The sequence below is a fragment of the Winogradskyella sp. A2 genome (assembly GCF_046762865.1).
In the GTDB taxonomy this organism is placed as follows: Bacteria; Bacteroidota; Bacteroidia; order Flavobacteriales; family Flavobacteriaceae; genus Winogradskyella.
In genome coordinates this window covers 122,313-143,014 of the sequence record NZ_JBKQXM010000002.1, presented here as the reverse complement: position 1 = coordinate 143,014, position 20,702 = coordinate 122,313, and the positions used below count along the sequence as shown (strand labels likewise).

Annotated in this window: 13 protein-coding genes; 2 read left to right on the top strand and 11 right to left on the bottom strand. The window is 34.7% G+C overall.

Annotated elements, in window-relative coordinates; translation table 11 throughout:
* Positions 1 to 295: 295 nt before the first annotated feature.
* Positions 296 to 1,993, bottom strand: coding sequence for an ABC transporter ATP-binding protein (locus ACFWV9_RS03760; RefSeq protein ID WP_411893902.1), 1,698 nt, complete (start codon positions 1,991 to 1,993; stop codon positions 296 to 298).
* A 220-nt stretch (positions 1,994 to 2,213) separates the two neighbouring features.
* On the opposite strand from ACFWV9_RS03760, the gene ACFWV9_RS03755 reads away from it, so the two are divergent.
* Positions 2,214 to 6,956, top strand: coding sequence for a M14 family zinc carboxypeptidase (locus ACFWV9_RS03755; RefSeq protein ID WP_411893901.1), 4,743 nt, complete (start codon positions 2,214 to 2,216; stop codon positions 6,954 to 6,956).
* A gap of 205 nt (positions 6,957 to 7,161) precedes the next feature.
* Positions 7,162 to 12,396, top strand: coding sequence for an immunoglobulin-like domain-containing protein (locus tag ACFWV9_RS03750; protein WP_411893900.1), 5,235 nt, complete (start codon positions 7,162 to 7,164; stop codon positions 12,394 to 12,396).
* A gap of 51 nt (positions 12,397 to 12,447) precedes the next feature.
* On the opposite strand, the gene ACFWV9_RS03745 is transcribed toward ACFWV9_RS03750, so the two are convergent.
* The 10 genes from ACFWV9_RS03745 to hemE all read right to left on the bottom strand — a co-directional run bounded on the left by ACFWV9_RS03745 (position 12,448) and on the right by hemE (position 20,699).
* A complete protein-coding gene (locus ACFWV9_RS03745; protein WP_411893899.1) occupies positions 12,448 to 13,161 on the bottom strand; it encodes a 3'-5' exonuclease in 714 nt (237 codons plus the stop codon).
* A complete protein-coding gene (locus ACFWV9_RS03740) occupies positions 13,158 to 14,312 on the bottom strand; it encodes a serine hydrolase domain-containing protein (protein WP_411893898.1) in 1,155 nt (384 codons plus the stop codon). Before ACFWV9_RS03740 ends, ACFWV9_RS03745 begins: the two co-directional genes overlap by 4 nt.
* 199 nt (positions 14,313 to 14,511) lie before the next feature.
* Positions 14,512 to 14,982 carry a methylated-DNA--[protein]-cysteine S-methyltransferase gene (locus ACFWV9_RS03735; protein WP_411893897.1) on the bottom strand — a complete coding sequence of 157 codons (471 nt, stop codon included), beginning with the start codon at positions 14,980 to 14,982 and terminating at the stop codon, positions 14,512 to 14,514.
* Positions 14,982 to 16,100 carry a CNNM domain-containing protein gene (locus tag ACFWV9_RS03730; protein WP_411893896.1) on the bottom strand — a complete coding sequence of 373 codons (1,119 nt, stop codon included), beginning with the start codon at positions 16,098 to 16,100 and terminating at the stop codon, positions 14,982 to 14,984. Before ACFWV9_RS03730 ends, ACFWV9_RS03735 begins: the two co-directional genes overlap by 1 nt.
* Before the next feature lie 31 nt (positions 16,101 to 16,131).
* Entirely contained in the window at positions 16,132 to 17,121 is a 990-nt protein-coding gene (gene hemB / locus ACFWV9_RS03725; RefSeq protein WP_411893895.1) for a porphobilinogen synthase, read from the bottom strand.
* Between the two features lie 2 nt (positions 17,122 to 17,123).
* Positions 17,124 to 18,026, bottom strand: a complete 903-nt coding sequence (gene hemF / locus ACFWV9_RS03720) for an oxygen-dependent coproporphyrinogen oxidase (protein ID WP_411893894.1) — start codon at positions 18,024 to 18,026, stop codon at positions 17,124 to 17,126.
* On the bottom strand, positions 18,027 to 18,374 hold the full coding sequence (locus tag ACFWV9_RS03715) for a 5-carboxymethyl-2-hydroxymuconate Delta-isomerase (RefSeq protein WP_411893893.1): 348 nt from the start codon (positions 18,372 to 18,374) through the stop codon (positions 18,027 to 18,029).
* 6 nt (positions 18,375 to 18,380) lie between these two features.
* Positions 18,381 to 18,914, bottom strand: coding sequence for a GNAT family N-acetyltransferase (locus ACFWV9_RS03710; RefSeq protein WP_411893892.1), 534 nt, complete (start codon positions 18,912 to 18,914; stop codon positions 18,381 to 18,383).
* Complete coding sequence (locus ACFWV9_RS03705; protein ID WP_411893891.1) at positions 18,911 to 19,681, bottom strand: EI24 domain-containing protein; 771 nt, start codon at positions 19,679 to 19,681, stop codon at positions 18,911 to 18,913. Before ACFWV9_RS03705 ends, ACFWV9_RS03710 begins: the two co-directional genes overlap by 4 nt.
* A complete protein-coding gene (hemE, locus tag ACFWV9_RS03700) occupies positions 19,674 to 20,699 on the bottom strand; it encodes a uroporphyrinogen decarboxylase (RefSeq protein ID WP_411893890.1) in 1,026 nt (341 codons plus the stop codon). Before hemE ends, ACFWV9_RS03705 begins: the two co-directional genes overlap by 8 nt.
* Between the last annotated feature and the right edge of the window lie 3 nt (positions 20,700 to 20,702).

Genomic DNA, 20,702 nt, shown 5'->3' with positions numbered 1-20,702 from the left:
TCGATTAATAATGTTTTTAAACTGATTTATTAAAATTAAGTTTCATATTAGCAATCCCAAATAATAATAACCAAGTTTACCATAAACTTAATTTATGATTTGCCCCAAATCTATCATGAATTTGACTTATGAAAGAAGAAAATAATCTACCAGAACCTACTTTAATTGAAAACACTATGTTTTCGAATTTTAAAAGCACTATGAGGTTAGTCTCAAATGTTTTAAAATTAACTAAGAAAATTTTCATGCTATAACCGAAAGGAAGTAGCATGAAATTTTTTATTCTACGAAGTAATTATTTGACAATCCCTTTAGGAATTGATTCTATTAAATTTTTAGTGTAATCTTTTTGTGGTGTTTTAAAAATTACATCTGCATCACCTATTTCTTCAATTTCTCCAGCATTCATTACTAATAGTTGATCTGCCATATATTTTACAACAGCTAAGTCGTGTGAAATGAATATATAGGTAAATTTAAATTGTTCCTTTAAGTTATTCAGTAGATTTAATACCTGTGCTTGCACAGAAATATCCAATGCGGATACGGATTCATCACAAACAATTAATTTGGGTTCTAATGCGATTGTTCTTGCAATTCCTATTCGTTGACGTTGGCCTCCAGAAAATTCATGTGGGTATTTGTAATAATCTGATTCTTCAAGTCCAACTTTATATAAAATATCTAACACTTTCTTTTTTCTATCTGTGTTATTTTTACCAATATTGTGAACTTGCATAGGCTCTTTTATAGCATCACCTACCATCATTCTTGGGTTAAGAGAAGCAAAAGGATCTTGGAATATGATTTGAATTTCCTTACGAAGTTCTCTTAATTCATTTCTATTCAAATTTGTTATATCATTTCCATTATACTTTATAGTCCCAGATGTTGCTTTGTCCAATTGGAGTATTGCATTTCCCAATGTAGATTTGCCACAACCAGATTCGCCCACCAGTCCCAATGTTTCACCAGGATAAACTTTAAAACTGACATTGTTAACAGCCTTAAATGTGTTTTGCTTAGTAAGCCAGCCAGATTTTGAATAGAATTCTTTTTCCAGATTAATAATCTCTAATAGTGGTGCTTGTTTATATAATTGTAGATGTTGTTTTTTGCGTTGATTATCAGTAATTGTTTCATCATTTATGCTATTATTCATAAAGTCTGAAATAGTAGGGAGTTGCTTAAACCTTAGCTCAGTAGACGGTCTAGCGCCAATTAGTGCTTTTGTGTAGTTGTGTTTAGGCGAAATAAAGATTGATCCAGTGTTTCCTTTTTCGACTATTTCACCATTATACATAACTATGACATCGTCAGCAAACTCGGATACTAGAGAAAGATCATGAGAAATGAATAAAATGCTCATTTCAGTTTCTTTCTGAATAGTTTTTAGAAGCTCTAAAATATCTTTCTGAACAGTGACATCTAATGCAGTTGTAGGTTCATCTGCTATTAAGAGTTTTGGCTTACACGCAATAGCCATGGCAATCATAACACGTTGCTTTTGCCCACCTGAAATTTGGTGTGGATATGAATTGTAGATTCTAAATGGCTCTGGAAGTTTAACTTTATCAAACAGTGCAATGACCTCTTCCTTAATACTTACAGAACTTAAGTCTGTGTGACGTTTTAAAATTTCTTCAACCTGTTTACCACATCGCATTGAAGGATTTAGGGAACTCATTGGCTCCTGAAAAATCATGGCAATCTTATTTCCCCTAAAAGATTGAAAGTCTTTTTCATTTAAATCCGTTAGTTCGGTTCCATTAAATTTTATTGAACCAGAAGTAATTTTTGAAATCCCTTTAGGCAATAAACCCATTATTGAAAGAGAAGTAATTGACTTCCCAGATCCAGATTCACCAACAACTGCTACAATAGAATTTGCTTTTATTTCAAAACTTAAATTATTGAGAATTTTTACTTCCTTTTTCTTATTAAAAAAAGAAATAGATAGATCAGAAACTTCTATTAAAGGTGAATTTGGCATAACTTAAAGTAAATATAGTGAAGTGAATTGTTGATTTTACAATGAATTAAGCCTAAAAATCAAATTTTTTAATTTTTGGTAAAATGTTAAATAACAGGATATTATACATATAAATAAATTCTTACATTGCATTTCGTCGAATAAATATGCATTTTATGGATAAAAATTCAAATAATATTATATATTAGCCACCAAATAATTTCATTATTACCCCAAACTGATGAGAAAAACTACCTACTTACTGTTGGTGCTATTATTAGCGCTTCAGAATTCGTATTCACAAGAAAAGTATTCTAGAATAAAAATTTCTAATCCTAGCCAGCAATTGATTAATTCAATTGGAGCTCAAGGAATTGATTTGAGTTGTGGTGTTAAACATGATGGCGCTTCCTTAATATTAGAGGTTTCAGAGACTGAATTGAATAAATTAGGGACTATAAATGTACCCTATGAATTGCAAATTGATGACATTTCAGAGTTTTATGTCGAAAGGGCAGAACAGGATATGATCTCAGGTAAATCTAGTTTCAAGCCAAAAACAAAATCTCGGACTTCTATTTCAAAATCTTCAGTTTCAAGTATTATCAAGAATAATATAATACAATATACAGGTGAAGATGAAATTGACTTTGTAGAACCTCAAAACTTCCCTGATGTCAATACACTTACCATGGGAGGATGTTTAACAATTAGTCAAGTTGAGTCTCAATTAGATGCTATGCGTAGTTATTCTCAGACCAATGGTTTAGATATAGTTTCTGTAAAATCAGACGCCTCTTCTTCAGGTCAGAAAACATGGGGAAATCCTACAAACAATTTTGTAAACCAGCATACTAACGGACCTTCAACATATTCTGGAACCGGATCAACAAGATGGAATCCTCAAACCATATACTATGTCCGTATAACTGGAAACGAAAGTACAACAACAGAAGGGACAAAACCACAAATACTATATACATCAATGATTCACTCGAGAGAATTGAGTGCTTTGATGAATAACATCTATTTTATGTGGTATATCATAGAGAACTACAACACTGATCCAGGAATTAAAGAGCTGGTGGATAATAATGAACTTTATTTTGTGCCTGTTGTAAACCCAGATGGATTGAGATATAATCAAGTCACAAACCCGAATGGTGGAGGAATGCAACGTAAAAATTTAAGACCGTTATCTAGTGGTTCAATAGATCCAAATAGAGGTGTCGATTTAAATAGAAACTTTGACTATTATTTTGGTCTTAATAATGTTGGTTCTAGTGGTACCACTACTAGTGGAACTTATCGAGGACCTTCTGCAGAATCTGAGCCTGAAACTCAAATAATGGTGGATTTCATAGAAAGTAGAAATTTCAAATCAGCTGTTTGGAACCACTCTTATGCAAATTCGGTACCTCATCCTTATGGTGGAGATCCAAATGCTAACACCGATAGAGAAGATGAATATTACAGATGGCACGAAGAAATGACCAGATACAACAGATATCTTTATGGAGCTACCATATTTTATGAATCTAATGGATTGCCAGACGATTGGATGATGGGTGGTGCACCAGATAATAATGGTTCAACTGGTTTAAATCAAGCAATTATTGCAACTACACCAGAGCATGGTGGCGAAGGGTTTTGGCCTGCTAGATCTTCAATAGTACCAATTGCAAAAAGATCTATGCGTATTTCTTTGGCAACAGCTTACTATGGTGGTAAATACGCAAAACTTCATGATTTAACACAAAGTGATATTACTACAACATCAAATGTTGATTTAGATTTTGGTATTGAGCGCATTGGGCAAACACAAAGTGGTTTTAATGTGACCGTAACACCAATATCGTCTAACATATTAAATATCACTTCTCCAGGTACAGTTACAGGAATAGATATAAACACCACACCAACAGCGAATACATTCAGAAATCAAACTGAAGTTACTGCTTTAATGGATCTAGACCCAGCGATTCAACCAAATGACAAGATTGAATACAATGTAAAGTTTTCTAATGACGATGGAATTATTTACGAGGCAAACTATGAAAAGTATTACCAACCTTCAGTTCTATTAAGTCATGATTCGGATACTGAAACGTTAGCTGACGAGTGGGATCAAACAAATGGGTGGTCAGAGACAACAACAGATGCATATTCTGCAACTACAGCAATATATACAGGCACTTATTCTAATAGTGTTACAAAACGATTAACCACCAAGAACAGTTATGATTTTTCAAATTCCTCTGAAGTTGTGATTCAATTTTACACTAAGTGGGATATTGAGCGTAATTATGATTTTGTTGAGGTTCTGGGATCACCAGATGGTGGTACTAACTGGGTTTCCTTAAAGGGGAATTACACAAAACCAAACGCAACAAGCGCTACAACTAGCCATGACAATAAAAGTTCTTCTTATGCAAATTTCCAGGCGAACAGTTCCGGAGAAGTTTATGATGGGGACCGCATGGATAATTGGGTAATGGAGGAAATTACAATAGACGGTAATTACGCATCTTTACTTAGTTCTAATAATGTGAAGATTAGATTTAATTTTAGAACCGATGCCCTCAATGTTAATGAGAGTTACACTACCACAAATGATGGATTTTATATTGATGATTTTAAAATAATTAGTATTCAGATTCCATGTGTTACAACAATACCAACAAGCATAGCAGTTAGCGGTATTACAGATTCAAGCGCTAACGTATCTTGGGATAATATACCTTCAGCAACGTATGACATTAGATATAAAGAAACCCTATCTTCTACATGGACAGAAGTTACAGATTTGGCATCTCCAAGCTACGCAATTAATGGTTTAACACCTACTACGGACTATGAAGTACAAGTGAGAACGAGATGTACTACAGCAACTTCTGCATATAGTGCATCTGTAAACTTTACAACAACAGATTTAATTTATTGTACAGCTATTGGAGGCAGTATTGCTGATGAATACATTGGTGGAGTTACTGTTAATTCGATTATAAATGATACCTCTCCTTCGGGCAACGGAACTTCATCTGGATATTCTGATTTTACAGGGTCAAATATTTTTGATCCAATTCAAGTTGGAAGTACTGGTAATAGTATTTCAGTATCAAAATACTGGAACAACGTTTATAATGAAGCTGTTTCAGTATGGATTGATTTTAATAAAAATGGAGCTTTTGAAGCCTCTGAAAAGATATTAGAGGATGGAGCAAATCAAAACACTCCAATTTCAGATACATTCACAGTTCCTTCAGGAGCAATTACAGGAAATACGACTATGCGCGTCATAATGAAGTATATTAATGGGGCAGGTACTTTACAAACTGATCCATGTGAAGACTTTAATTATGGAGAAGTAGAAGATTATAGTATTTATCTTTATGATGGTATGTTATTTACAAACAGCACATGGTATCCAAGTGCTCCAGATGGTACAACAGGATCTGTTAATGCGCTTATATTGGATGGTACGTTTAATGCCAATTCTAACTTTGAAGTAAATGATTTAACTGTAAATAATGGCGCAACCTTAAACTTAAATAAAGCCAATGCTATAACTGTAAATGGTGATGTTTCAACTAGTGGAGATTTGGTTTTAAATTCTGATTCAAATGAGTTTTCAAGTTTATTAGTTACAGGGAATGTAAGTGGAGATGTAAAATATCACCGCCATGTTAATTCTAATGCAGGTGACAACGATTTAATCGCACCACCCGTAAGCGGTGAATCTTTTGTAGATTTCTTATCAAATAATAGTAATGTGTTCGCAAATGGCACACAGACATTATTCTTGTTTGGTGATTTTGAAAAACCTTCAAATCAGTATCAACTTTTTTCCAATACTGAAACAGCAAGTTTAGATGCAGGTAAAGGTTATAGAGCAGCATCTACTGATGATAGTACATTTGAGTTTACTGGTTCTGTTACAACAAGCAATCTTGTTGTACCTATTGAAAGAACAGGAGCAACATATACACAATGGAATTTAATAGGAAACCCTTATACTTCATATATTAGATTATCAGATTTTTTAACAGCAAACATAACAGAGTTAGACCCTCTAAGTGCAGCTGTATATGGTTATGATGCAGATGATTCTAACGGAAGCAATTGGGCAATTTGGAATTTAGCATATTCAGATGCTAATCCAGGTACGTTGATAGCACCAGGTCAAGGATTCTTTGTATCTGCTAGAACAGGATCTAATGTTAACATAACATTTGAATCTACAATGAGAACTGCAGGAAATTCAGATGATTTTATTGCTGGTCGAAATAGTACACCAAATATTGCACATTCAATTATTGAGATTGATAAGAGCAACGAAACATTTGAAACAGAATTGTACTTTACGGATAATGCAACTACAGGTCTTGATATAGGATACGATGCAGAGCATTTTGGTGGAGCACCTGCGAACTTCTCAATTTATACGGAGTTAGTGGATAATAACCAAGGTACTGATATGTCTGTACAGTCAATTGCATTTAATGATGTAAACAACAACGCAATAATTCCTGTAGGATTAAATCTTGGTCAAGGAGAACAAGCTACAATTAGAATGACATCATCTAATGCATCCTTTGATATATTTTTAGAGGATACACAAGAAAATACATTTACCTTATTAAATAATACCGAATATACATTTACGGCAGACTCTAATTTATCTGATATTGGTAGATTCTATTTAAGATTTAATTCCAATGTATTATCTACAAATGAGGCTTCATTGGATCATATTTCAATATATAATGATAATAATCTTGAAGAAATCGTAGTTAAAGGTCAATTAGAACAAGAGGCTTCACTTACTTTGTATGATACACAAGGGCGCGAAATACTTAACAAAACCTTAGAAACCAACAACTCGATTAATAGAGTTAAAACTACTGGATTTATGAGTGGTGTATATTTAGTAAAACTTCAAAATAACGTAACAACTATAACTAAAAAATTGATTATCAAATAGTTGTTCAAAATCAATAATTAGAGAAGGTCCAAATTAATTTTTGGACCTTTTTTTAACTAAAGAAAGGAAAAACTGACAAACCGTTACGGTTTTTCCGTAATTCTAATATAATGGTTATAAAAAAAAATTGATTATGTCGAGCGATTGAAAAAAATCCCTAATTTCAGTCAAAATGCTATTAATAAATTTATAAACCCTAACCATTATGAAAGTAAAATTACTTTTACTCATTTTTGCGATGAGTACTTCTCTCGTTTGGGCTCAGTCAAATAAGTTTTGGCAAGAACAAAATATTAGCTCGAGCACCATTACAAAATCAAGTCATCAATCTTTAAAAGCCTATCAAACATTTAGTCTAAATACGCAAGCCCTAAAGCAAGTATTAGCGAATGCGCCACAAAGGGATTTTTCGCGAAATGGATCTAACCTTGTCTTGTCTTTTCCTAATTCTGAAGGTAAATTAGAACGCTTTGCTATTATGGAAGCTTCTGTTATGCATCCAGATTTACAAGCAAGATACCCTAATATAAGATCTTATGTAGGTCAAGGCATTGATGATGCATCATCAAGAATAAGATTTAGTCTTACTCCTGAAGGATTTAACGGAATGATTTTATCAGGTAATGGACCAAGCACATTTATTGAGCCTGTAAGTAGAAATTCAAGTAATTATATTGTCTTTAACAGACGAAATAGAACTGATTTTAACAATGATTTCGAATGCCAAGTTACGGAGCGTTTAAATACTACTATGAGTTCTGGGGCAATTATGAAAAATGCAGACGACTCTATATTAAGAACCTATAGATTAGTCGTATCTGCCACAGGAGAATATACGCAATATCATGGCGGAACAAAGGCACAAGCACTTGCGGCTATTAACACCACTATGACACGTGTTAACGGTATATATGAAACAGACTTTAATGTTACCATGGTATTAATTGCTAATACCGATGATGTTATTTATACGAGTACCACAAGTGATCCTTATGGAAATACAACAAGTGGATATAATACACAATTGCAGAATACTTTAACGAGTGTTATAGGAGAAGCCAACTACGACATTGGTCACTTATTTGCAAATCTTCAAAATAATGGTAATGCTGGTTGTATAGGCTGTGTTTGTGTGAATGGACAAAAAGGAAGTGGATGGACTTCATTGACCACTCCGGAGGGTGACCCATTCGATGTTGATTATGTAGCACATGAGATGGGACATCAATTTGGTGGGAATCACACATTTACTTTTAGTAACGAAGGCACAGGTGCTCAAATGGAACCAGGCAGTGGATCAACTATAATGGGTTATGCTGGAATTACGGGCGCTACTGATGTACAATCAAATAGCGATCCTTATTTCCATGCGGCTTCGGTACAACAAATAACAGATTATATTAAAACTACCTCTTGTCAAACAAATACAAATACAGGGAATGCTGTTCCAGTTGTAAACGCTGGTTCTAACCATACTATCCCTAGAGGAACACCCTTTGTTTTAGATGGAACGGCTACAGATGCAGATACAGGTGATGTATTAACTTACTGTTGGGAACAGTTTGATGTTGGCTCACCAGCAACTACAAATCCTAGTGTGAATAATACATCAGGAACGGCTTTTAGATCTTTTACTCCAACTACGGATACAAAAAGATATTTCCCGAGATTATCGACTGTAAAAACAGGTGCAACATCTTGGCAATGGGAAGCCGTACCTAATGTATCAAGAAATCTTACTTTCAGGCTTACGGTTAGAGATAATCAAGCAGGAGGAGGAACAAATAATAGCGACGATATGGTGGTTTCAGTAACTGCCAATGCTGGTCCTTTTGTACTTAACTCACCTAATACCAATGTAACTTGGGATGCAGGCACGACAAGAACTGTTACTTGGAATGTTGCAGGTACAACAGGGAATGGAGTAAATGCGGCAAATGTTGATATATTTTTATCAACTGATGGTGGAGACACCTACCCAATAGCTTTGGCGACGGGAGTTGCAAATGATGGATCACATGACATCGTTGTTCCCAATAATCAAGGGAATCAAAATAGAGTCATGGTTAAAGGTGCTAATAACATCTTTTTTGATATTTCTAATACAAATTTCACAATTGGTGCACCAGTTGTATGTAATGCAACGGTTCCTACAGGTTTGGCAGCCTCTAATGTAGCAACAACTACCGCTACTTTAAGCTGGGATGCAGTGCCTGGTGCAAGTTATGACCTACGATATAGAGAAGTAGGGACATCAACTTGGACTACTGAATCAGTTACAGGAATCTCTTCTTCCTTATCAGGTCTGACTGCATTGACACAATATGAAGCACAAGTACGAAGCACATGTACTGGTGGAGCAACTTCAGCCTATAGTGGTTTAGTTAATTTTACTACTACAGATGTTCAATTGAATTATTGTAATTCCGCAAGTACAAATGTTAACGACGAGTATATTAGTAGAGTTCAATTAAATACAATTGATAATTCATCAGGAGGACAGTTCTATTCTGATTTTACTAGTGTTTCAACAACACTTACAAAAGGAGCTCAATATACAGTTTCTATAACACCAACTTGGACTGGTACTACTTATAATGAAGGTTATTCGGTTTGGATCGATTATAACCGAGATGGTGATTTTATTGATGCTGGCGAACAAGTTTTCACCCAAGCACCAACACAGGCTACTCCTGTAAGTGGTAACTTTACTGTACCCGCTAGTGCTGTAGAGAATTCTACAAGAATGCGAGTGACACTAAGTTATAACGCCAATGTTGGACCTTGTGATTCATTCACTTATGGTGAAGTTGAAGACTATACCATCATAATAGAAGGAAGTGGACCAGATACTACACCTCCTGTAATTACTTTAAACGGAGCCTCTCCAGTAGACCTCACGCTTGGTGGTACTTATACAGAATTAGGAGCATCTGCAACAGACAACGTTGATGGTGATATTTCTGCGAATGTAGTTGTTGGAGGTGATGCGGTAGACACAAATACACTTGGGACATATGTAGTTACCTATAATGTTAGTGATGCTGCAGGTAATGCGGCTACTGAGGTTACAAGAACAGTCAATGTCAATGAGCCATCAAATGGATGTTCAGGAGGGATATCAACATATCCTTATAACGAAGGATTTGAAGGAAGTATAGGCTTATGGTCACAAGATTCAGGAGACGACTTAGATTGGACCGTTTTTTCAGGTTCTACACCTTCAAGTAATACTGGTCCATCAAGTGCAATTCAAGGCTCAGATTATATTTACGTTGAGGCTTCAGGAAACGGAACAGGCTACCCAAATAAAAGAGCGATTATTACTTCACCGTGTATTGATCTTAACGGAGTAGCATCTGCCTCTTTTGATTTTCAATATCATATGTTTGGTGCCGCAGATATGGGAACTATTGATTTAGAGATTAGTGATGATGAAGGCGCATCATGGACCAGTATTTGGAGCCAATCAGGTAATCAAGGGAACCAGTGGAATAGTCAAAGTGTAAGCCTAGATGCCTATGTAGGTGGTGGCGTGCAATTGCGTTTTAATAGATTTGTAGGTAGTACTTGGCAAGCTGATATAGCTATTGACGATGTTGCAATAACAACTTCAGGTCCTGATGTTACACCACCTGTGATCACACTTAACGGTCCGTCTACTTTGGATCTGAATGTTGGTGATACTTATACAGAACAAGGTGCCACAGCAACAGATAATGTCGATGGTAATCTTACGAGTTCCATAGTTATTGGTGGCGATGTGGTTAATACATCTGTTGCAGGCACTTATTTAGTCACTTATAATGTCAGTGATGCTGCTGGGAATGTAGCTATAGAGGTGGTAAGAACTGTAAATGTACTTCCAGATACCACAGCTCCAGTAATTACCTTAAACGGATCTGCAACAATTAACTTAAATCTAGGAGATACATATACCGAATTAGGGGCTACAGCAACAGATAATGTTGATGGAGACATTACAACTAATATTGTTATTGGTGGTGACATTGTTGATGGAAATACAGCTGGGACATATTTAGTGACCTATAATGTCAGTGATGCTGCTGGAAATGCTGCAACTGAGGTAGTAAGAACAGTCAATGTAATTCAGGACACTACTGCTCCTGTAATTACCTTAATTGGTTCCGCAAACATAAGCTTAGAGTTGGGTGATTCATTCTCTGATCCAGGTGCAACAGCAACAGATAATGTTGATGGTGATATTACCGCAAATATAGTTGTTGGTGGTGATACTGTTGATACAAATACAGCAGGAACTTATATCATAACCTATAATGTTAGTGATGCTGCAGGCAATGCTGCAACTCAAGTAACTAGAACAGTAACTGTAAATCCAGATGCAACACCACCAGTAATAACCTTAAATGGAGCGTCTGTTATTGAATTGATAGAAGGAGATACTTATACCGAGTTAGGCGCTACAGCTACTGATAATATTGATGGAGATATCACAGCTAACATTGTTATTGGTGGTGACGTTGTAGATACTAACACCGTTGGCACATATCTTGTTACCTATAATGTTAGTGATGCCTCTGGTAATGCTGCAAACGAAGTGACTCGTACAGTAAATGTATCGGCTGCTCCAACATGTAGTGATGGAATTCAAAACGGTGATGAAACTGGTGTTGATTGTGGAGGTTCTTGTGCACCATGCACTCCTACAGATGTTATCCTAAATGAAGGGTATTTTGAAACTGGCTGGGATAGCTGGATTGACGGAGGTTCAGATTGTGCAAGACGAAGTGATGCTGCTAGGTCTTATGAAGGGCAATATTCTATTAGAATTAGAGATAATTCTGGAGTAGCTTCATCAATGACTTTGAATAATATTGATGTAACTTCCTTTAATTCTGTTGAAGTTGATTTTTATTTCTATGTACTTAGTATGGAAAATGGAGAGGATTTCTGGTTACGCTTCTTTGATGGTTCTTCTTGGAGTACTGTTCAAACATGGACTAGAGGTGTAGATATTAATAACAATACGTTCTACAATGCCACAGTCACTATTACACCAGCTCAATATAACTTTGCCGTGAATTCCGGATTTAGATTCCAAAATGATGCCTCAGGTAATAATGATCAAATATTTATAGATCAGGTTACGATTACTGGTATTTCTAGTGGTTCTAGAGGAAGCAAGGATAAACTAGAAATTGTTGGATATGGAGAACCAGAAGAATTATCTGAGTTTGAAATCTCAATTTACCCTAACCCAGTTAAAGGAAACATAATGAATGTTGAAGTTTCTGGAGTTGAGACCTTTGGTTATTCTATTATCGACATAGTTGGTAAGACGGTTCTTAAAGGTAAATCTGATGGCTCAATAAATGTATCTAAATTAGATGGAGGTGTATATTTCATTAAAGTCAATGACGGTGATGAAATAATAACAAAGAAGTTTATTAAGAACTGATAAGTAAATAGCTTTTAAATTAAAACCCAGAAGAATTACTTCTGGGTTTTTTTATATATGCTTTATTTCATTTTTATGAAGTAATTCATCACCTTTAAGTCGCAAAAGAATTTGTGCAACTGCAATTGTATCTTTCTCACAATATTCAACAATTCGATCAATGTCCTTGTCTTCATAATAGACACGATAGACTTCACTACCATCGATATCGTCTTTAGGTGAAGGAATGCCTAAAACATTAGTTAAAAGTTTAAGAGATGTATATGTCTTATAATCTCCAAATTTCCATAACTCTAATGTATCTAAATGAGGTACTTCCCAAGGTTTTTTGCCAAATAGGTTGAGTTTATATGGTAACTCTATATTATGAATGATCATACGACGAGCTATATAGGGAAAATCGAATTCTTTGCCATTATGAGCGCATAATAAATGTTTGTTTTGACTAAAGTGTGAAATAACAAGATTTTTAAAATCCTTTAAAATCTTTATTTCATCACCAAAAAAAGAAGTCACCCTAAAGGTTCTTATATCACCGTCAAGCTTAAAATATCCTACAGAAATACAGATTATTTTACCAAATTCCGCCCAAATCCCAGCTCTATCATAAAATTCCTCAGCAGTAAATTCTTCTTTACGTTGATAGCGTGATTTTGCTTCCCAAAGATCTTGTTTAGTAGAATCTAATTCAGAGAATTTTTGAGTCTCTGGGACAGTTTCAATATCTAGAAATAATATATTTTCGAGATTAAGTTTACTTATCATTTTCCAAGCATTTTATAAGCTTCTTCTATATATAAGGTAATATCTTTTGTAAACTGACCAATGCCATTATCTGGTGACTTCTGATGTCCTAATCTTACAATTATAATATTGTCTTCTGGTTGAATAATTACATATTGACCTAAATGCCCTCGCATCATCTTAAAGTTTTTCCCACCTACATCTTTGAGCCACCAGCCGTAACCATATTCCGGACTTTCAGGAAATCTTGGTGTAATGGATTTAACAACGAAACTTGAATCTAAAATTTGCTCGCCATTCCACTTGCCGTAGTCTTTATAAAGTTTACCAAAACGTGCAAAATCTTTAGCGTTACCAGCAATACAACAATAAGCTTTTACCAAATCATGGTCATCACTATCTACTTGCCAAAGCACATCATTTTCACTTCCCAGTGGTTTCCAGAAACTTTCTTCTAAATAATGATAAAGTTTTTTGCCTGTTGCTTTTTCTATAACCATAGCGAGCATTTGAGTATCGCCACTGGCATATTTAAATGCTTTTCCTGGTTCTGTTTTCATTTTTAAGCCATTCATTACTTTAGCTAAATCATCGTCAAAATAAGCACGTGTAGTTATAGATAAAGGTGAGTAATAAGCTTCGTCCCAATTAGTACCAGACGCCATACTAGATAAATCACCAACAGTCATTTTTACCGTATTACCTTGACAAAAAGCAGGCAAAAAATCACAAACCGGTTGATCTAAACTTTTTATGTAACCATCTTGAATGGCCTTACCCATTAAACCAGACACATAGCTTTTGGCCATGGAAAAAGAGTTGGATTTAGAATTTTCGTCGAAACCATCATAATATTCTTCGAACCAGATGCTGTCATTTTTAATTATTACATATGCAATTGTACCCCAATCACTATTGGCCTTTTTTAACCGTTCCGTAGTTTCAACACCATTATAGGCTTTGTGGATAGGCCAGGCAATAGGATTATCACTTGCTTGGATTTTTTGATTATCAAAATGCTTGTAATCTTCTAAATAAGCCGTGGTATGCCCTCTCATATAAATGGTTCTAACCGCCTTTAATAAATAGTCGGTGTCTGTGATATAAAGCAATCCTATCACAACTACTAAAAGTATGATGAGGTATTTAAGAGTCTTTTTTAGAAATTTCATAGTTCAAAAAACTTAGTGTTTTTGTTTACGTTTTTTTAATTTTTCTCTTGTAGAATTCTTTATCTGCAATGTATAGGGTTTTATTGAATGTTGCAATAATATTGTTTTTACCAACTACTAAACTCATGGTTTTAGTACTATTTAATTGATTATTTACTCTAACAGTATTTTTTTAATAGTTCCATACCAGACATATACATTAAAATAAACTTTGTTGTTTGTTTATGCTTTCATGATTTAACAGCCATTGTTTTCTGGACAATCCACCAGCATAACCGGTTAAACTTCCATCAGACCCAATTACTCTATGGCAAGGTATAATAATCCAAAGAGGGTTTTTACCGTTTGCATTTGCAACTGCTCTTATGGCTTTTACATCTCCCAAATGCTTAGATAATTCTAGGTAGGAAATTGTTTTACCATATGGAATGGTTTGTAATTGTTTCCAAACCGATTTTTGAAATGCTGTTCCTTCTGGATTAAGGGTTAGATCAAAAGTTTGAAGCTCTTCTTTAAAGTAAGCTTTGAGTTGCGTAACACAATCAAGAAGTTCTTCTGGGATGATATTTGATTTTCCGTTTTCTGAAGCTATTGATACTGAAGAAATGCCGTTTTTATCGCCAGTGATTTTGGCAAAACCAATAGGTATATCAATAACACAGCTAGGCATTAATTTTCAGTATTATCGGTTTCAATAAGTCCTAACCGTTTGGCTCTGGTTTCCCAACTTTTTCTTGCCAACAGTTGAAGGTCAGACACATTATCACTCTCATCCATAATCTCTAGACCAAGTAAGGTTTCAATTACATCTTCCATTGTCACTAGTCCACTCACAGAGCCATACTCATCTACCACAAGAGCCATATGGTTTCTACTTTCAACCAATTGCTCAAACAATTTAGGTATTGGCATGCTTCGGTTAACAATGATGATATTTCTTTTTATTTCTGAAAGCGATTTAGTACCATTACCTAAGGCCATTTCTTTAAAAACTTCATCTTTTAAAACCAGGCCAGTAATATTATCTGCTTCTTCAGTATAAACTGGTATACGAGAAAACCTGATATTTTGATTAACTTCAAAAAACGCTTCAATGGTTGTGCTCTCATCCTCAGTTTTCATAACTGTTCGAGGCGTCATTACATCTTTTGCACGCACTTCCTTAAACGTCAGTAAATTTTTAATGACTTTACTTTCGCTTTCTTCGAAAACGCCTTCTTCTTGTGCAATATCTGCCATAGCAACAAATCCTTCTCTGCTTAACACACTGCCATGGCCTTTACCGCCTATTAATTTTGTGGTTAATTGCAGTAGCCATAAAATTCCTGTCCATTTAAGTGGAAAAATTAAAATATTTAAAGCTTTAGACGTAAAGTTGGCAAGTTGTTTCCAATAGGTTGCACCTATGGTTTTAGGTATGATTTCTGAAGCAACAAGAATTAATATGGTCATTACTGTCGAAACAACACCTACCATAACATCCTCTGTAAATTTTATACCTAGAATGCTTCTTGTTGCTGTACCATATAATTCTGCATAGGCAACTTTTGCTTGCACACCTACTAATATCGCTCCAACGGTATGAGCTATGGTATTAAGTGTGAGAATAGCAATTAAAGGACGATCCACATCTCGCTTCAGGTCTTCTAAATTATCGGCATAGGCTTTACCTTCCTTTTTTTTTAGGTTTATAAAAGTAGGTGTAATGCTCAATAGTACAGCTTCCAAAATAGAACACAGAAAAGAAAAGAAAATGGAAATTATGGCGTAAAATATAAGTAAGCCCATTTATAGCTATTGTAGTTTAGTTATTGCGAAGTTACGAAATCAAATTTACTACATCCTTAGCAAAGTAACTTGCGATAATATCGGCTCCCGCACGTTTAATTGAAGTGACTTGCTCTATCATAACACTATCGTGATCTAACCAGCCTTTTTCTGAAGCAGCTTTTAGCATTGCATATTCGCCCGAAACCTGATACACTGCAATTGGAATTTCAAATGTGTTTCTTAGATCTCTCACTATATCTAAATAGCAGAGGCCAGGTTTAACCATCACGATATCTGCACCTTCGTTAATATCCATCTCAGTTTCTCTAATGGCTTCATCTCTATTAGCAAAATCCATTTGATAGGTTTTCTTGTCTTTAGGGATATTTTGAATATTAACAGGAGCTGAATCTAAAGCATCTCTAAAAGGGCCATAAAATGCTGATGCATATTTAGCCGAATAACTCATAATACCAACATCTAAAAAGTTTGATTGGTCTAAGCCTTCTCTTATACCAATAATTCTACCATCCATCATATCACTCGGTGCCACAAAATCGGCACCTGCATCAGCATGAGAAATACTCATCTCTGCTAATATTTCTACAGTACGATCATTTACTATTTTACCGTTTTCAATAACGCCGTCATGGCCATAAGAAGAATATGGATCAAGCGCCACATCTGTCATTACTAAAATATCAGGACAAACATCCTTAATGGTTTTAATGGCACGTTGCATTAAGCCATTTGGGTTTAAGGCTTCAGTACCTTTATTGTCTTTTAAGCTATCATCAACTTTTATAAATAACAAAACGGATTTTAAACCAAGACTCCAAAGTAGCCTCACCTCTTCTTTTAGTAAATCTAAACTATAACGGAAATAATTTGGCATTGATGCAATTTCTTCCTTTATACCTTTACCTTCTACAACAAAAAGTGGTACTAAAAAGTCGTTTGGAGAGATTATAGTTTCTCTGACTAAACTTCTAATGACCTCATTTGATCTTAACCTTCTATTTCTTCTAATTGGAAACATAATTATATCCAGCTTTTAGGTTTTTGTAATACCTCAATTAATTTTTCTTCTTTGCTACCTTTCTTAGGTTGATAATCATAAACCCATTGAACATGAGGTGGCAAACTCATCAATATACTTTCTATACGTCCATTGGTTTTAAGTCCAAATAGAGTTCCTTTGTCATGCACTAGATTAAATTCCACGTAACGACCACGACGAATTTCTTGCCAATCGCGTTGATCTTTGGTGTATTCTATATCTTTTCTTTTTTCAACAATGGGAATATAAGCTTCTAAGAAACTATCACCAACTTCAGTAACAAAATTATACCAATTTTGCATACTCATGTCTTCAGTTTTCTTACAGTAATCAAAGAATAAACCACCTAATCCACGCGCTTCGTTTCGGTGCGAATTATAAAAGTACTCGTCACATCTAGCTTTGTATTTTGGGTAGAATTCGGGATTATGTTTATCACATGCTGTTTTACACACTTGATGAAAATGTTTAGCATCGTCATCAAAAAGGTAATAAGGTGTTAAATCTTGTCCACCACCAAACCATTGGTCAACTATGTTTCCTGTTTGATCGTACATTTCAAAATAGCGCCAATTTGCGTGTACAGTTGGCACCATTGGACTTTTTGGATGCAACACTAAACTTAATCCACAGGCAAAAAAATCAGCATCTTCAACACCAAAGTATTTTTGCATACTATCAGGCAATTTTCCATGCACACCAGAGATATTAACACCACCTTTTTCAAAGATGTTACCATTTTCTATGACACGTGTTCTTCCACCACCACCCTCAGGTCTTTTCCAGACATCTTCTTGAAAAGTTGCTTTTCCATCTATTGCTTCTAGTTTTGAAGTAATTGCATCCTGAAGCTCGTGTATGTATTTGAAAAATTTCTCTTTCATCTATACCATTGATTTATTACAATAAGTGGATTTTTCAAAATCTCTAATATTTATGGCTATGAATTCTATTGAAGGGAATATAGCTTTGAGTTTACTTATAATTTCGTTTGAAAGATTGGCTTTTTGCTCAGTAGTTCTTCCTTCCATGATATTAGCAAAAACATGAATAAAATCTTTCTTATTCCCACCAACTAAGTAATTATCTTTAAAAGTATTAAACCTAACTTTGATATCGTCTTCATCAAATAACCCAGAATCAGCTGCAGCCTTATGAACTTTTAAAAGCGTATCATCTACGGCATTTAAGTCTAATATGTTTTCTGAACAATCAATTACAAAATGTGGCATATATAATTATTTATATAGTTCATATAACTCCATATCTAGAGGTTGTTCACCTGGAGGAGTAAATCCTTTTAAAAGTGTTTTTTGCCACTCAAAATTATTCTTTGTGGCGACGTATACACTTCCTAAATTGTTTTTATGAGCAATAATTTGAAGTGTTTGTAAACCTAAATCATTAAATGCGTATTTAGAAAGTGCTTCAATGGATTTAGACATTAAACCTAGACCTTCAAAAGTATAACCTATACAATAGGCAAACTCGCCTTGTTTAGTCTCCCAATTAAGTTCTTTAATATAGATTAGGCCTGCAAGTTCTCTAGCTTCAGAATGCTTTAAAGTGAACAAAAACTCTTCCTTATTTTGAAACTGTTTTACTTTTTTATCTACAAATAATTGCGACAAGGTAGGATTTAAATTTTGTTCTAGGGTCTTCGGGAAATAGCGCTTAAATCGGTCTGCATTTCCAACCATTAGATCACAAATTTTCCATGCGTCACCTCCATGTACTGCACTAATTTCAAATCCATCAAACGCAGCTATCATAATACTTGGACTTCTGAATTATTTAACCTTCCTTCTTCCTTAAGTAGAGTAACAGTTTTAAGCGAGGCTGCTGTAACACTTAAAGGTAAAACAAGAATAATTCCAAGAACCGGAATTAATAACAATAGGATAAAAACAATGCCATTTCCTATCGCAATGCCTCTATATTTCCTGACAAACTGAACACTTTCACGGTATTTAAAATGGCGCTCTAAGGTATAGTCCATATTACCAAAGCCTGCATAGTATGCTTGTATTAGGAACAAAAGAACAGTTGAAAATATATTTATTATAGGAATGAACTTTAATATTAAAATAGGAATTGTAATTAATAGCTCTTTACCTAAATTTCGCATATTTATTCTAATTCCTCGCCATAACTGTTGTTGGAATGATGTTTTGCGATGCTGATGGCTTTCTACTCCAGTTAAATGTACTTCTATTTTTTCTGATACGGGACTCATAAATGGAGCGGAGAGCGCCATTATTATATGCTTATACAGTATCAAACCAATCGCAATTATTACTATAGCTCCAATAAATGTTGAAACAGTAGTGAAGGTTTCTTTACCAAAGTCCCATGGCCAAATACTTGAAATGAACCGTCCTATATTATCGGATAAACCATAAGCTGTAAGTCCAATGGTTAATGCTGTTATGACACTAATAGCAATAGGAACAGCAAAATATTTCCATAATTTCAATTTAGAAATTAATGCATATGAGCCTGAGTAAGCTTCTAATCCTTTTAAAATGTTTTTAAACATGATATTCTTTCACTGCGTCAATAAATGCTTTGGCATTATCTAATGGGATATTAGGTAAAATACCATGACCTAAATTTACAATGTATTTATCTTTACCAAAATCATCAATCATCTGATGAACCATTTTCTTTATTTCTGAAGGTGGAGAAAATAATCTTGTTGGATCAAAATTTCCTTGAAGCGTTATGTTCCCTCCTGTCAAATACCGAGCATTTCGAGCTGAACATGTCCAATCTATACCTAAGGCCGAAGCATTTGATTTTGCCATTTCACCTAGGGCAAACCAACATCCTTTACCAAAAGCAATGACGGGAGCATCATCTTTTAGCGCTTCGATAATTTGGTTTATGTATTGCCAAGAAAATTCTTGATAATCTACAGGAGATAACATGCCTCCCCAAGAATCAAAAATTTGTACTGCGTCACATCCTGCCTTTACTTTTGCTTTTAAGTAAGTAATGGTCGTGTCGGTAATTTTTTGTAATAATTGATGTGCAGCAATCGGATTTGTAAAACAAAACTCTTTGGCTTTATCAAAGTTTTTACTTCCTTGCCCTTGTACACAATAGCACAATATAGTCCAAGGCGATCCAGCAAAACCAATTAATGGAATCTCATTATTTAATAATTCCTTGGTCGCTTTTATGGCTTGCATTACGTAATCTAATTCCACATTGACATCTGGAATTATAACATTGTCTACATCTTTTTGGTTACGAACAGGATTTGGTAAATATGGACCAAAATTGGGTTTCATCTCCACCTCTATATTCATAGCTTGAGGAATAACTAAAATATCACTGAATAAAATAGCAGCATCCATACCATATCGTCTTATAGGCTGTACTGTTATTTCGCTGGCAAGTTCTGGTGTTCTGCATCTAGTAAAGAAATCATATTTTGCCTTCATCTCCATGAATTCTGGCAAATAGCGACCAGCTTGACGCATCATCCAAACAGGAGGACGCTCAACAGTTTCACCCTTTAATGCTCTTAGATATAAATCGTTCTTAATCATAGT

Excerpts from the sequence above, each read along its gene's own strand:
- ACFWV9_RS03760 (WP_411893902.1), bottom strand. The coding sequence starts at position 1,993 with ATGCCAAATTCACCTTTAATAGAAGTTTCTGATCTATCTATTTCTTTT.
- ACFWV9_RS03755 (WP_411893901.1), top strand. The coding sequence starts at position 2,214 with ATGAGAAAAACTACCTACTTACTGTTGGTGCTATTATTAGCGCTTCAG.
- ACFWV9_RS03750 (WP_411893900.1), top strand. The coding sequence starts at position 7,162 with ATGAAAGTAAAATTACTTTTACTCATTTTTGCGATGAGTACTTCTCTC.
- ACFWV9_RS03745 (WP_411893899.1), bottom strand. The coding sequence starts at position 13,161 with ATGATAAGTAAACTTAATCTCGAAAATATATTATTTCTAGATATTGAA.
- ACFWV9_RS03740 (WP_411893898.1), bottom strand. The coding sequence starts at position 14,312 with ATGAAATTTCTAAAAAAGACTCTTAAATACCTCATCATACTTTTAGTA.
- ACFWV9_RS03735 (WP_411893897.1), bottom strand. The coding sequence starts at position 14,982 with ATGCCTAGCTGTGTTATTGATATACCTATTGGTTTTGCCAAAATCACT.
- ACFWV9_RS03730 (WP_411893896.1), bottom strand. The coding sequence starts at position 16,100 with ATGGGCTTACTTATATTTTACGCCATAATTTCCATTTTCTTTTCTTTT.
- hemB (WP_411893895.1), bottom strand. The coding sequence starts at position 17,121 with ATGTTTCCAATTAGAAGAAATAGAAGGTTAAGATCAAATGAGGTCATT.
- hemF (WP_411893894.1), bottom strand. The coding sequence starts at position 18,026 with ATGAAAGAGAAATTTTTCAAATACATACACGAGCTTCAGGATGCAATT.
- ACFWV9_RS03715 (WP_411893893.1), bottom strand. The coding sequence starts at position 18,374 with ATGCCACATTTTGTAATTGATTGTTCAGAAAACATATTAGACTTAAAT.
- ACFWV9_RS03710 (WP_411893892.1), bottom strand. The coding sequence starts at position 18,914 with ATGATAGCTGCGTTTGATGGATTTGAAATTAGTGCAGTACATGGAGGT.
- ACFWV9_RS03705 (WP_411893891.1), bottom strand. The coding sequence starts at position 19,681 with ATGTTTAAAAACATTTTAAAAGGATTAGAAGCTTACTCAGGCTCATAT.
- hemE (WP_411893890.1), bottom strand. The coding sequence starts at position 20,699 with ATGATTAAGAACGATTTATATCTAAGAGCATTAAAGGGTGAAACTGTT.